This is a genomic window from Autumnicola psychrophila (genome assembly GCF_031846645.1).
In the GTDB taxonomy this organism is placed as follows: domain Bacteria; phylum Bacteroidota; class Bacteroidia; order Flavobacteriales; family Flavobacteriaceae; genus Autumnicola; species Autumnicola psychrophila.
In genome coordinates, this window is sequence record NZ_JAVRHN010000002.1 from 31,667 (window position 1) to 45,353 (window position 13,687).

Below are 13,687 nucleotides of genomic sequence, written 5' to 3' on the forward strand. Positions count from 1 at the left end.
CTAAATATCCCACTTTAATTGTTTTCGTGCCGCCCAAAAGAATAGTGCAACCACAATACTGGCCTTTACCATATGATTTAAAACCACCACCAGTTCAGTTTCCGCTTTTACTACCTGGAAGAACAATAGAGGTATAAAGAAGATCAAAACAGGATGATTCTCACTTAATGCCTTAATGCGGTTCCAGTAAACCGATAAAAAAAAGCCCCAGATTAGCATAAAAAATATTCCACCAAAGGAACCGAAATTAGCATAAGCCTCTCCAATTATGCTCATCCCCATAGAAGTATTCTTTCCTAAATGAAGGCCTGTGTATTTCATGAAATTTTCCTGACCTCCGGCCTTTTTTTTATTTGGAGATAGGAATCTGGGAAGCAGGCTTGCCGTCACAGCTTCTTTTACAGTAGCTCCATCAGCAAAAGGTTCTTCTTCAGGAACTTCTTTCATGATAGCAGAAATGATCCAACCCTGGTTTAACCTAACATTAAGTCCTTCCTGTTCTGTATCATCAAAATTGGTATTGCTTAATTCCTGATCCAGAACATTAAAAAATAATGCTATTTTATCTCCCTCATATCCGTTCCATATTTCAGCTCTTAAAGCTGCCTTTGCAGTCTGCAGGCTTATTACAAAAACCAGACCTGCTAAAAGAATAAATATCTTTTTTTGTACTCCCGGTTTATACTTTAGAGCCCATAGCATAAAATAAAAAGTACTCCATAATAGAAAATCATGAAATAGAGCATTATATATGGAGGTAACAAACAAATAACCTATTGCGGCATAAAATAACAACCGCTCTTTTTTGGAAGATGAAAAGAGCAATAATGCCGCTCCAATAAATTTAAATTGCGACAGCAGGAATAAAAAAAAGGCCAGTGACTGGGGGGCAAACCTGCCGGCAATATCTGCTGCAATACCAAAGAGAAGTATTTTCAAACCATAACCGGAATATTTAGACAGATCAGCTTCATCAAAAGTGAAAATCTCTTTTTTCCATAGTAACGCAACAGCTGAAAAAATCACAAAAGCAGGAACTACAAAAGACATGTAGGTCTCCTGGGGAACATACATATAATATTTATAATGGGATACTTCAGAGCTGTAACTTATAATTGGACCAAGAATCCACTGTAGGCCGGCAATTGCCAAAAGCAGCTCGATCACCGGTAAACTTTGTCCAAGCTTATTGAATAAGCGAAGCAGAATTATTCCCAGAGTTATTAAGCCTAGAATAGAGAGTAAGGTCATTTCTGAAGTTCAGATTTAATTGCTTCAGAGATCTTATTAAAGTTCCATTCCGTGATGATCTCTTTAGCATTTTTACCGGTCAAGTCTAAATTCGTCTGGCACATATCCCGGAGCTTAATTTTAAGATCTTCTAAGTTACCGGATTCAAATATTTCACCTACGTTATTATTTTCTATTAGATCAGGTGCACAGCCTACCTTGTCACTAACTAAAACAGGTTTGAAACAAGCCATAGCTTCATTCACGGCCAATCCCCAGGTCTCTCCAGGTCCCTTAGACGGAAGACAAAAAATATCCGCAACTCGATATACAACCGGCATTTTGGACTGATTTTGAAAAGGCAGCTTCTTTATATAAGAGCAGTTTTTTATTTCAGCTTCAATTTCGGCTTCCAGAGGCCCATTGCCTAGAAGAAGCAATTTTAAATTGGACTTTTTTTTCTCCTGTAAACTTTTTATAGCATTTACTAGAAGTAATGGATTTTTCTTTTGCTCGAATTTACCGGCAAACAGAATTACCGTATCTTCATTTTTATATCCCAGTTCCTTGCGCCAGGTTTTAGCCAGTCTGTCAGATTCTCCCTCCGAATCAATAAACCTATCATTATCTATTGCATGAGGAGCAAACACGAGCTCTGCTTCCTTTAAACCATGAGCTAAATAATATTTTTTGCTTTCCCGGCCTACATAAAATGCCTTATCAATGTTTTTATAAACATATTTGAGTACAAGGCGTCTAGCGAGAGTTTTTAATCCTTTAGTCTCATCCAACAAAGTAGAATCACCCCTAAACCAAACCGGGACTTTACCTTTAAAGTATTTCATTACTTTGAAATGACTCTTCATATTCCATCCAAAGACCAGAATCGCACCGGGCCGGAATTCCTCGATTTTTTTAATAAGCTCAGGGTTTTCTATCCCGCTCCACTTATTACTACCCGGGCTTTTAGAGACATTTTTTACAAATTCGTAGTTATAGCCATTTAACAAAGGAATATCCCACTGTATATCTTTTCCAAAAGTCTTGTCCTTTACTTTTTCCTTAGCCTGAGACCAGGTATAAAAAACCTTCACTTCAATATCCGGTTCTCCTGCCAGTAATCTGAACAATGGAGCGTAATACTGAATAGGATGTGTTATGACAATGGCTAATCTTTTCATCATAGTTTTATTCTAATACCTTTTCCATCGCATCAACCAATTTACGAGCAGATTCTTTAGCTGAAAATTTATTTAACACCTCCAGATCTGGGTTCCAAGATGTAGCGTTTAGACGGTTTAAAAGTTTCTCCTCAAATTGCTCTACTAGAGTCTTTCTAACTTCAACTGGATCAAAGCGTACTGTATATTCATCTGCTTTACAATCTTCCATGACTTTTACAGCACTGCTTTCTGTATGAAAGACGCTAAATACCGGTTTTTTACTTAAAAGTGCCTGGAAGGTCTTACTGGCTGTATAATGCTTCTCCGTACTTCCTATGATCATTACCGTATTTGCCGCTGAAAGAAAATTCAGAACTTGTAGAAAAGGATAACGGTCCCGTTTTTCGGTCACGATATCCTGTAATTCAAACTCCTCTGCATAGGCTGTAATTGATTTCGCGGGATAAGCCCCGGTACCTACAAACCACAATTTTATTTTTTCGTTCCAAAGCCCTTTCTTTCTTAAATTCGCAATAGCTTCAAAAAATGCAGAAAGTAGAGTGTGGCTATTGGGAAGAAAGGCGCCTGCGTAGATCCAGTTCTTTTGGTCTTTAGGATCATTTTTCCATGGAAACTTTACTTGAGGAAGAATAACTTCGTGATCGTTGGGATCGAAACCATAAGGCATTGAAACATGAACTATTTTCTTTCCTGATTTAGAGTTTAGCGTCTCAGATAGTAATTCATTGTCCTTATTATAAAACTCGGGAAAATTTTTCTTTAGAACAGGTTCATAATAAGGTGTGGATACTCCGCTTATTAAGCTTGCTTTTTTAACGGCAATAGGTTCTAAAGCTCTTGCAACCGACTGACTTAGCTGAGCCCGCACTCCTGTTTGATTTGTAATATCTCTTACCCAGGGATCGATATAGTCTATCCCATAAGGAACCTTTGTTTTTTCATATATAAGTCTTCCCAGCAAAGAATTATAAAAGGAAGGAATAGGTAACCAGATAAAGTCGATTTTTTCCGATTCAATTATTTCCTTTGCTTTTTTGCATAATGAATAAAAGGCTCTCAACCCAATGTCTCCAATCAATCTCGGCTTAAAGGTTTTTAAGGCTTTTACCCGTGTTACCTCAAAATTAGAAGAAAAAGTTCGGTTGAAATCATGATCAGGAGTTTCTTCAAAATATTCTTCCTGTACTGTTAAAATCCTCGGTGTCCAGCCAAAATCCTTCAGGAAATTTCCTATTAGGCGGGGCCGGTGAACACCTGCAAGGTTTGCAGGATGCCAATGGGGATAAATGATCAAAACCTTTTTCATGATACTAATTTCTGTAACTTAATTTGTTCCTTTTCCCAGGAAAAAGATTTGGCGTTCTGCCATCTCTCTATATTAGCAGTCGTGTTTATTAAGTTGCGGTCTAGATCCTGAAGAGATTTTTCTAAGGAAGATTCCATAATAAGACCTGCATTATAATCTAAGGAACTCAAAAACTGGGTTTGACCAAAGGTATTGGTTGCTAAAACATATAAACCTGCCTGGACATATGCCAAAAATTTATTTGTTAAACAGATATTGCGATTACCGTCTGCTTCTACATTTTCAAGAGCAAGACCAATATCCATTTGACTTAAAAATTTATGTAAATCTTCCTGTTTCATGATGTCATGCAGCATTATGTTTTCGCTTAATCTTACAGTATCTAAATAGTTCTGATTAGGATTACCTATAAGGTGAAATTCTATTTGGTCTAAGCTTTTTGCCGCTGCGAAAATCTTTTCGAGGCCGCGATTGGGACCAATATGCTGAGAAAACCAAACGCATTTCAGAATTTTTGAACTATTGTTTCCCGGTTTTCTAAAATCTTCTGCATTAAAGGAATTAATGATAGTAACATTTTCTGTTCGGCTGTCCACTTTAAACTGCTTTTCACACTCCAGTTGTATTCCTTTGGAAGCATAGGTAATACTATCTGCTCGTAGAAAACTGGTCCTCATAAGCTGGATCCTGTTATTCTTCTCATGAGTTTTATTGAAATACAGGGCTTCTCCGGGATAATAATCCTCTATATCCAATTGTAGATCAACATCATATTTTTCTGAAAGTTTTACAGCTGAATAAAAAGCACCCAGGTTATGAGCAACTATTCGGGAAAACTTTAAGTTTTTCTGTAGAGCATTAGCCATAAACCATAATTGCAGGGCTTTGTCATTACTGGCAAATGCACACACTCCAAAATTGGTTGGAAAAAATGGGTTGAGCACAATAGCAATTTTTTGTAAGACCTTAAAAAAAACTGTTTTAAAAGCTTCTTTTTTTCTGTCGATCTCGACAAAATGAACTTCCGGGTTTTCAGCTTTAATGGCCTTGGATAGCTCTAAGCTCCAGTCATGATGTTTAAAGCACAAAACATGACAGGTAAATTTATGTTTAAGGGCTTCAAATTCCTTGACAAGCCTAGGGTTTGCTGCTAAACTTGAAGTTGTAATAAAAAGAAGATGTTTCATTTATACTTTCACGTATTTGTGAATGAACACAGAAAATGATTTTGCCGCGCGCCAGCCAAAAATCGATTTTATGGTTTCAATAATCTTACCTCCCAAAACAGGCTCATAGGTACTACCTCCAAACTGGTTCACTTTATTAATCGCAGCTTTATAAGTGGTTTTATGCATTGGGTATGCGTCAATGGCTATTATTTTATATTGCAAGGCCATGGCATTTCGGTAAAATTTTGTATCTCGTACTTTTTCTAATTGTGCTGCTTTAGAGTTTAAAGACTCCAATTGACTTCTAAGATGTTTTTCAGATTTTCCGCTTGATACGCTCCCTGCTCGTTTGTGTTTTCGATAATAGCATAAAACTTTTTCTGCAAAACAAACCCCATTCGATGCCATAACAACCCTACAAAAAAACTCTCCGTCCTGATCTTTAATAAGGCTTTCATCCCAATAGCCCGCTCGATCTATCACTGTCCTTGGAGTTAACCATGCATGCTGTGCAACCATGGTATGTGTTTTCCCATCGGCACCATACAGATTCAGTAAAAACTCGTGAATATTATCTGTATTATACAAAAAAGCTGTGTCCGTTATTATTCCTTCTGTTGGTGTCTCATAAAAATGTAGGGTGCTACACGCTGCTATTTTCTCGTTGGTTGTTTCGAGTAATTCTACCTGTACCCTTATTTTTTCTGGATCCAATAAGTCATCTGCATCTAAAAACTGGATATAGTCACCGGTTGCAATTTTTAAACCATAATTTCTGGCGGCACAGGCGCCTTTTCCGGGATTTTTTATAAGTTTTACATTTTGATTTTTTAAATCTGAAATGTATTCAAAAGAACCGTCGGTGGACCCATCATCAATAATTATGATTTCAATATTCTTATGAGTTTGCTTGAAAACAGAATCTAAAGTTGCTTTAATAAACTTTATACTATTATGATTGGGTATGATGACAGATACTAGTGGCATTGTTCTGATAAAAAACCTATAAATTCTTTACTGTTTTTTTTTAGATCAAAGGATGCCGAATAACTCTGAAATGCTGTTTTTCTACGTGTGTCTTGTACTTCTATAGGCTCATCTACCAAGAGCTCAATCGCGTCTGCGACTTCAGAAGCTTCTGGGTTTGAGGTCAACAAAATACCGTTTTCTGCGTTTACTAGTTCAGATACCCCGCCAACATCTGTAGCAATTACAGGGATAGAGGCAGAGAATGCTTCCATAATAACAACCGGTAAGCCTTCTGTCTCACTTACTAATATTAAAGCATTGATCCCGTTTTCAGAAAAATAAGACCTAATAGCCTCTGGATTTAACCAGCCTAAAAACTTCACCTCGCAGTACACATTAAATTTTTCAATTTCTTGTGCACTCTTCCTGACCTCCTCTAAAGCATATCCATCTCCAATATGCGTCCATTTCACAGGTCTTTTCAAAAGTTTTAAGGCCTCTACAATGAGCCCTAATCGCTTTAAGGGCACAGCTCTGGATACACTTACTATATGGAACTTTTGATCCGGATCCAATATGTTTTCACCCATCTCCTTTGCCCCTAAATAGTGCAATTTGCTTTTGGATTTTATAAATGGATAGAGTTGTGTAGCATAATCCCGTCCATGCTCACTTATAAACGTACAAATACTGGCATTTTTTAGTAAATCAGCCTTATAAGGAATGTAATTGTTATGCCTGAACTCATAGAGATCAAAGCCGTGCATTCTGCATATAATGTTCTGGTAACCCCATTTACGTAATAATGGAACTAACAATGCATTATTCATTGTCCATTGAAAAAACAATACACTATATTCCTGTTGATCTTTTTCTTTTTCAAGTTGTTTAAAAATATCTTTTTTAACTATAATATCGCTGTAAATCGTAGCCAGGTACCAATCAATAATAGCCTGTTTCCCCTTTGTTATAGCTCTGAAAAATTCTCTAAACCACGGTTTTGGTTGCGTAGAAGCTATTAAATGCTTAAGGTATTGGGGCTTGGCAAATAAAGTTTTGCCTAAAGTTGGCTCAACGATATGAACATTTTTAGCAAATGAAAATTTATTTTCTTTTGTATAAGTAAATGGAACAATAATTACTTCATCAAACTTTTTCGAGGCTTCATTGACTTCTGCAGATTTCCAGGTGTAGTCTACAGAAAACGGAAAAGAGTCAGTAAAATAATAGAGACGTCGCATTTAAAAGTTTAACTTATTCAATTTATAGTAACTTCCTTGAAACGGACTGAAACTTTGGAACACTGACTTCAAATTTTTGGTATCTACGGAAAATCTTAGAAAAGGGTCTTTGTACTGAGTATTATAACCGTGATGTGCCAAAAAAGGGACCACATCCAATTCTTTGGCGATTTCCAGCGTATCAGTATTCCAATCCTGGGGTTTGCCAAATGGGATTGCAAAATGTGGTACATAATTAGGCCAGTGTTTCATGGTTTCGATATTTTTGCGCAAATTTTCCTTTTGGGCTTCACGTGTCAACATAGAGAACCGTAAATGCTCATGTCCGTGCAATCCAAAATGGAATAATGGGTTGGTGCAGGTTTCAAAATCTTTATAGTTGGCGTAAAATGGCGAAGGCCTTGGATTGTTTTCAACATTAACCGCATCTTCCAATTTTAAAAGATTGTGATATTCATTGGAATCAACCGTATTTCTTATAGCAGTGGAGGCTTCAAGTAGCTCGTTATTCTGAAAATAAGGCCCCAAATTATACCAATAACCCATTTTTTCTTCGCCGTACGCAGTGTTGATGAAAAATGTGGCTGGAACTTGTAAGCGTTCTAAAATCGGCATTGCCAAACTGGTCATGGATGCATCGCCATCATCAAAAGTGATGCTGACCATAGTTTCATTGATAGTTTTATTTTTCAAAGCTTTTAAACCTTCCGTCAGAGACACGATGGTAAAATTCTGCCTGAGGTATGACATGTGCTTTTCAAACAATTCTGTCGTGTTCCAAATAAATTCATTGTGAATTTTCGGATCAAAATCTTCGCCTAACTGATGATAGTTCAAAATGACCAATTTGGATTTTGGCATCAGAAATTGACTGATTTTTGATTTGAGAGTAGAAATCATTATTTATCGGCAATATTCAAATAAAACACTTCGGAAAATAAAAAATCAATTTTGGGCGTCTGCTCCTGATTGGACTTTATAAAAATGATATCTTCATATTTTTTGTCTACTCGATTTTGTGGTAAGTTTTCAATAAATAGTTCCGGCAACACCAAACCACCTATTTTTCCATTTAGAAATAAATAATGACTTAGAACATCTAAATTTTTCAATAATATATCAGGTGCGTTGGTATAGTGAACTTTATAAAGAAAATAGTTCTTTGTTATAATTGGACGCTTGGTGATTGACTTTGAAGTTACATTAATACGCTGTACCCAAGTTGGTTTTTTATCAATAGGTTTTAAAATCAATTCCAGATTTTGATCTGTATTCGGTAACTTTAGGTTTAAACTTAAACCTACATAAGGCTGATGGCTTCTGGTAATATCACTTTGCAATTCAAGAGATTCAATCTTCCGTTGTGCTGCGTAAGACCTAAAACTAAAAGATAATTTGACAATGGTATTAACTATTGGGATTTTAGAGAATTTCAACTGGTCCAGAATCTGCGCGACCTTATCATTTGCACTAAAATTGGTGACAATACCATCCTTTAAACGCAGGTATGGCATCAATAATTTTAAGGATTGCTTTCTATAGTTTTCTTTCACAATCCATGTATGCGAATTATAAAATTTATAGTTTTTACCTCCTATGGTTCTATGATAGGTAAAGCAACCAAAATACCCCACCATAGGTTCGTTGGCAAGCGTATTATCAATTAGGCAATTCCCCAAAAATTGATCATGATCGAAAAAGGCCTTTTTAAAACCATCATCCGGTTGTTTGCCATACACCTCAGCAAACAAACTGTGGATTTGACTAAAATCTGAATGTTCTACTTCTTTAAGAACTACTGCCACTAAGCTTCAAGTTTTTCCTCGATATTTATTTTGATCAATTGAAAATTGAGCATTTCCAGGATTTCCTCTTCTTCAAATTCAATATCAAATTCATCTTCGAGCGCTGTGATCAGGTTGATTGTACCAATAGAATCCCAGTTATCCAGATCGTCTGGATTGGTATCATCTGTAATTTCTGTTGTTGGAACTTCAAATACCAAGGACATAATTTCCTTTAGTTTATTTTCAATTTCAGGCATAATTTACTTTTATATAATTATAAGAATTAGAAGCTGAAAGCGAGGTCTTATTCATTGAATACAACTTCATTGCCTCTGTTTCTTCGGTAAGTTCAAATCCGATTTTATTATAGAAATCAGCGACTTGCGCATTTTTCCTGGTGACCTTATAAGTAGCGTTTAGCTTCTCGACTTTAGTGAAAGCCTGCAAAAGCACTTCCTCTAAAAATTTATATTCAATAGTCCTCCCTAAAATTCTACAACTCATCAATAGAGTATCAATAATGGCAGTCTGTTGGTCTGTATAGTTTACAATGCAAAGTCCGGTAATGCCACTATCTCCAAATTTATCCTTTACGCCAAATGCGAAACAATCATAATCTTTACTATTAACAAATTGTTCCATTTGAGCTTCAGTATATCTTGGCGTAGTCAGATTAAATTGATTTGTCTTTTGGGTCATTTGCGCCATGCGGGATATAAGTTGGGTGTCATTTTTATGAATGCACAACTCCAAATCCAGGGAATCCAAAAAGCTTTCAAAATCTTCAAATTTGTTTTCGGCGGTAGCACGCTCAACATTCTGCTTATATTGGTCCAGTTTGTTAACATCTTCCCTGCTTTCGTTAAGCTGAACAAAATAATTGGCCCATTGCTGTTGCTCGATATAATATTGAACAGCATTTTTAGCAACTTGTATTGTTGCTATGGAAGGTACCTGATCCCGCATCAACTGCACCTCAAAAGCGCTGTCATCAACAAATACAAAAGAATCAATCCCAATATTCAGTTCTTTGGCCAATTGTTTAAGATTCTCTCCTTTAGCCTCCCAATTAACTTTTTTAGCCAGCAATACGTCTGCCTTTAAACAAATAGCATTATGATCCTCGAATACTGCATCCACATCGGCAGCGTTATTCTTGCTTGCCAATGCCAAAAGCACCCCTTTTTTACCCAAAGCCATCGCCCTGTACTGGGCGGCTGCAAAAGGCTGACCTTTATAATTATTTTCGTCCATGGCAATGTGGTCAACACCATCTTCTCCTAAAATGCCTTTCCATAGTGTATTGTCGCAATCAAGAGCCATAAGTTTTTTAACCTGACCAGTTAAAGCATTAAAGTAAGGCTGTATCAATTGCACATAATTCCAGTAAAAATCGTGTTTGTACAGTAGTTTGTTCTTAAGATAACCCTTATAGTCAATAGTTTTATCAATCCCCGCTTGCACGAGGCACTTATCAATATTGATCCATTTTATGGAGCCCGGAGCCTGCTCTTCACAAAATTGGTTGAGCCGGGAGGCAAGCGCTTCAAGTGCACCATTTTGCGTCTGTAAAAAGCTAAATGGTAAAGCGGTAAACTTATTCATTATGACTAATGACGCTTTGGATAATGCTTCAAAAGTAATTTTGAGTTCCGTTTGAATTTTTTGCTCAAGAGCTTCTAAATGTTCAGCAGTAAAAGTTTCAATTTTATACTCCAAACCATGCAAACAGTTGGCCACTTCCCAAAAAATGAGGATGGTTTTATTCTCTACATTAAATTCCTGGGCATTCTGGGCGATATTATCGTAATCGCCAAAAGAAATTTCTGCTTTAATATTGTGCAGGGCGCAATTGTATTCCAAATATTCCCTGATGGGATTTGTGGTAATATTATTAAGAACCAGCAGATCAAGGCTATGTTGCTTTGGCTCCTGCTTGAGTTGTGAATTAGCTTTTAAAAGGTCTAAATAACTGTTCATTTATACTTTATACTTCTGTTTGGTATTACCACATGACCTGACCACCATTGACGCGGATAGTTTCACCGGTAACGAAACCGCTCTTTAAAGAATCTGCCAGGAAGACAATGGCCTGGGCGATATCATTTGGTGCTGCTAAACGTTTAAGTGGCGTTTTTGCGGCGGTAAGCAATTTAGTTTTTTCTGGAATTTCACTTACCAAATTAGTAGGTGTAAGACTTGGTGATACCTGATTAACTCTTATTTTTTTAACCGCTAAGTCTAAAGCCAAGGATTTCATGAATCCCTGGAGGGCAGATTTAGCAGTGATATAATGAGACCAATTGTTACTTGGTTGCTCAACAACTTGTGATGAAAGCATCACTATTGAAGCGTTAATATTAAATAAAGACCTCTTCAAACAATTTTGAATGATGGCTAAGGGAGTCTTAATATTAATGTCTAACTGTCTTAAAAAGTCACTCCATTCTAATTTTTCTATGATTATATTTGGAATAGGTGCAGACAATGCATTTACTAATGCATCTATTTTTAGTTCATATCTTTCCAAAAAGTGCGTGAACATAGCCCCAAAATCATCCTGATTTAAATTAGCCTTTAATAGGAGTAATTGATTCTCAGGGGCTTCATTTTTAGTCTTTAACAGGGCTTCAGATGATGAATTGTAGTGGGCAATAACTTTCCAGTTTTGCTTAAGCAATAATTTTACTGTTTCGAAACCAATTCCTCCAGAGGCACCTAATATTAATGCTACCTTTTGGGTTTCTTCAATATCTTCACCCGTTACGGCTTCTTTGTCCTGGGTTTGCTGTACAATCTTTACTTTGGCAACACCTTTGGTCACCTGTTGCTTATTTTGATTAAATATGTTAGTTGAAAGCTCAATGATTTCATCGCGATCATTTTTTTTAATAACCTCAGCAATTACAGTTATGGTATCTCCAATACGAACAGGTAACAAAAAATCGAGATTTTGTGAATACCATAATGCACCATCTCCGGGTAACTTTGTGCCAATAACTGTCGAAATAAAAGATGCTCCCAACATACCATGGGCTACTTGCTTTTTAAATGATGTTTTTTTAGCAAATTCAGCATCTACATGTAATCGGTTATCATCACCCGTTAATTGAACGAAATTAGAAATATCCTTTGCAGTAAGTGTATGCGTTACTTCCGCCTTTTGCCCTATTTTAATTTCAGAGTACATCATTTTATTAAATTGATTGCGCTTCGAACAACAGAGCGATTAATTTTGTATATTCTTTCGGTCAAAAGAATAGTGTACAATTCTTTTATTTCCTTTTTGTTCTCTTTACCTGAAGCCTTTAGAGCTCCAAAAATGTGAAAGGCAAGTGATTTTCTGATTAGATTAGAGTTCTTGTTATCACCTTCCTTCTGCAAAAAAAGGTATAGCAGTCTTACTTTCTGAAATGATTTATAGAAATTTGACTTTTTCGAAAAGATTCCCTGACCGTGAACTCTGTAAAGTGCAAAATGCTCCTGTAAATAATAGTAAGATTTTTGTTTGGTTATTATTAAATTTAAATACCAATCACCAATTGAAAGTTCGTTCATCGCATCCATCGCATTCCTTTCCATAAGTTCGCTTCTGAAAAGCATTGTATTGGAATGAATTTTATTTTTAACAATGATATCTTGAAAACTAATTTCACCTTCATTTTTGAATTCCAGTTTATTTTCTACCTGGTTCTCAACATCTCTGCTTACAATCTCACCACAAACTCCACCATATTGTAAATTTTGCTCCAAAAAATCAACTTGCTTCTGAAGTTTGTTTTCATCAATCCAGTAGTCATCTCCTTCACAAAAAGCGATATATTGGCCTTTTTTACAAGCTTTCATAGACCTAATAAAGTTAGGTATAGCACCCAGGTTTCTTGAGTTGTCTAAAAAGCGAATGTTTTTATGAATTGTGGTATAATCTTGGATTATCGAAGCAGTTCGATCTGTCGAGCAGTCTTCACCTATCACTACTTCGTAATTAAAGTTAGTTTGCTGCTCTAAAATACTGTCCAAACATTTTTCAATATATTCTTGATGATTATAGGTAATCACGCAAACTGATACTTTAGGTTTTTGCATTACTTCAAAAATTTTTCAGAAGGCTTTCTGTCTCTTATTCGTTTTGCCGGTGATCCATAATAGAGACCATGACTTTCCAGGTCTTTTGTGACCAAAGAACCAGCTCCCACTACCACATTTTCTCCAATAGTAATTCTGTCTAAAATTGTTGACCCTATTGACATAGCCGAATATTTTCCAAATTTACAAAGGCCTCCAGTTTTAACTCCTACTGATAAAGAAGCGAAATTCTCCATAACACTATCATGTTCTAAAACACTATTAGTATTAAGCAAACAATGATTTGAAATTATTGATTCAGAATTTATGACTACTCCAGGCATAATCGCGTTACCAACTCCTATAGATATTGAGGGACTCAGAAAAGAAAATTTAGAAATGGCATTTATAAAATTAAAATTATCATTTCGTTCCTGGATTTCAAGGACAACTTTTTCCCTTGAGTAATTATCACCCAAACCAACAATACCAGAATGAAAATTATACTTGTCGCATAAGGCTTTCAATTCATTTTGCCTGCCAATAACTTCGTAGCCATAAAATTCGCTTCCTATAGTTTGTACCGAATCAATTACACCTACGATTTTATATTCAGGTTGGTCTTGTAAGATATCTATGATTACCCTGCCATGAGGTCCCGCACCAAACACTACTACATTTGTAATTTTCACTTTAGAATATTCTTAAAGATTAACAAAGGTTTTATACCTATTTT

Annotated in this window: 13 protein-coding genes; all 13 read right to left on the reverse strand. The window is 36.1% G+C overall.

Annotation, left to right across the window (positions count from 1 at the left end; all coding sequences use genetic code 11):
* The 13 genes from wzy to RM541_RS02740 are packed head-to-tail and all read right to left on the reverse strand — an operon-like array spanning position 1 to position 13,643.
* Positions 1-1,251: an O-antigen polysaccharide polymerase Wzy gene (gene wzy, locus RM541_RS02680; RefSeq protein ID WP_311498686.1), complete on the reverse strand. Its 1,251-nt coding sequence runs from the start codon at positions 1,249-1,251 to the stop codon at positions 1-3.
* A complete protein-coding gene (locus RM541_RS02685; protein ID WP_311498687.1) occupies positions 1,248-2,414 on the reverse strand; it encodes a glycosyltransferase family 4 protein in 1,167 nt (388 codons plus the stop codon). Before RM541_RS02685 ends, wzy begins: the two co-directional genes overlap by 4 nt.
* A 4-nt stretch (positions 2,415-2,418) precedes the next feature.
* Positions 2,419-3,720: a glycosyltransferase family protein gene (locus tag RM541_RS02690; protein ID WP_311498688.1), complete on the reverse strand. Its 1,302-nt coding sequence runs from the start codon at positions 3,718-3,720 to the stop codon at positions 2,419-2,421.
* Complete coding sequence (locus tag RM541_RS02695) at positions 3,717-4,907, reverse strand: glycosyltransferase family protein (protein WP_311498689.1); 1,191 nt, start codon at positions 4,905-4,907, stop codon at positions 3,717-3,719. Before RM541_RS02695 ends, RM541_RS02690 begins: the two co-directional genes overlap by 4 nt.
* Complete coding sequence (locus RM541_RS02700; RefSeq protein ID WP_311498690.1) at positions 4,908-5,876, reverse strand: glycosyltransferase family 2 protein; 969 nt, start codon at positions 5,874-5,876, stop codon at positions 4,908-4,910. It lies immediately after the preceding gene.
* Positions 5,867-7,099 carry a glycosyltransferase gene (locus tag RM541_RS02705; RefSeq protein WP_311498691.1) on the reverse strand — a complete coding sequence of 411 codons (1,233 nt, stop codon included), beginning with the start codon at positions 7,097-7,099 and terminating at the stop codon, positions 5,867-5,869. Before RM541_RS02705 ends, RM541_RS02700 begins: the two co-directional genes overlap by 10 nt.
* A complete protein-coding gene (locus RM541_RS02710) occupies positions 7,100-7,960 on the reverse strand; it encodes a polysaccharide deacetylase family protein (RefSeq protein WP_311498692.1) in 861 nt (286 codons plus the stop codon). It lies immediately after the preceding gene.
* A 38-nt stretch (positions 7,961-7,998) separates the two neighbouring features.
* Complete coding sequence (locus tag RM541_RS02715; protein ID WP_311498693.1) at positions 7,999-8,904, reverse strand: hypothetical protein; 906 nt, start codon at positions 8,902-8,904, stop codon at positions 7,999-8,001.
* Positions 8,904-9,143 carry a phosphopantetheine-binding protein gene (locus RM541_RS02720; RefSeq protein ID WP_311498694.1) on the reverse strand — a complete coding sequence of 80 codons (240 nt, stop codon included), beginning with the start codon at positions 9,141-9,143 and terminating at the stop codon, positions 8,904-8,906. The genes RM541_RS02715 and RM541_RS02720 overlap by 1 nt, the downstream gene beginning before the upstream one ends.
* Positions 9,136-10,866 carry an HAD-IIIC family phosphatase gene (locus RM541_RS02725; RefSeq protein WP_311498695.1) on the reverse strand — a complete coding sequence of 577 codons (1,731 nt, stop codon included), beginning with the start codon at positions 10,864-10,866 and terminating at the stop codon, positions 9,136-9,138. Before RM541_RS02725 ends, RM541_RS02720 begins: the two co-directional genes overlap by 8 nt.
* A gap of 25 nt (positions 10,867-10,891) precedes the next feature.
* Positions 10,892-12,079, reverse strand: coding sequence for an SDR family oxidoreductase (locus tag RM541_RS02730; RefSeq protein ID WP_311498696.1), 1,188 nt, complete (start codon positions 12,077-12,079; stop codon positions 10,892-10,894).
* Complete coding sequence (locus tag RM541_RS02735; RefSeq protein WP_311498697.1) at positions 12,076-12,972, reverse strand: glycosyltransferase; 897 nt, start codon at positions 12,970-12,972, stop codon at positions 12,076-12,078. Before RM541_RS02735 ends, RM541_RS02730 begins: the two co-directional genes overlap by 4 nt.
* Positions 12,972-13,643 (reverse strand): acetyltransferase, encoded by a 672-nt coding sequence (locus RM541_RS02740; protein WP_311498698.1) that lies wholly within the window; start codon positions 13,641-13,643, stop codon positions 12,972-12,974. The genes RM541_RS02735 and RM541_RS02740 overlap by 1 nt, the downstream gene beginning before the upstream one ends.
* Between the last annotated feature and the right edge of the window lie 44 nt (positions 13,644-13,687).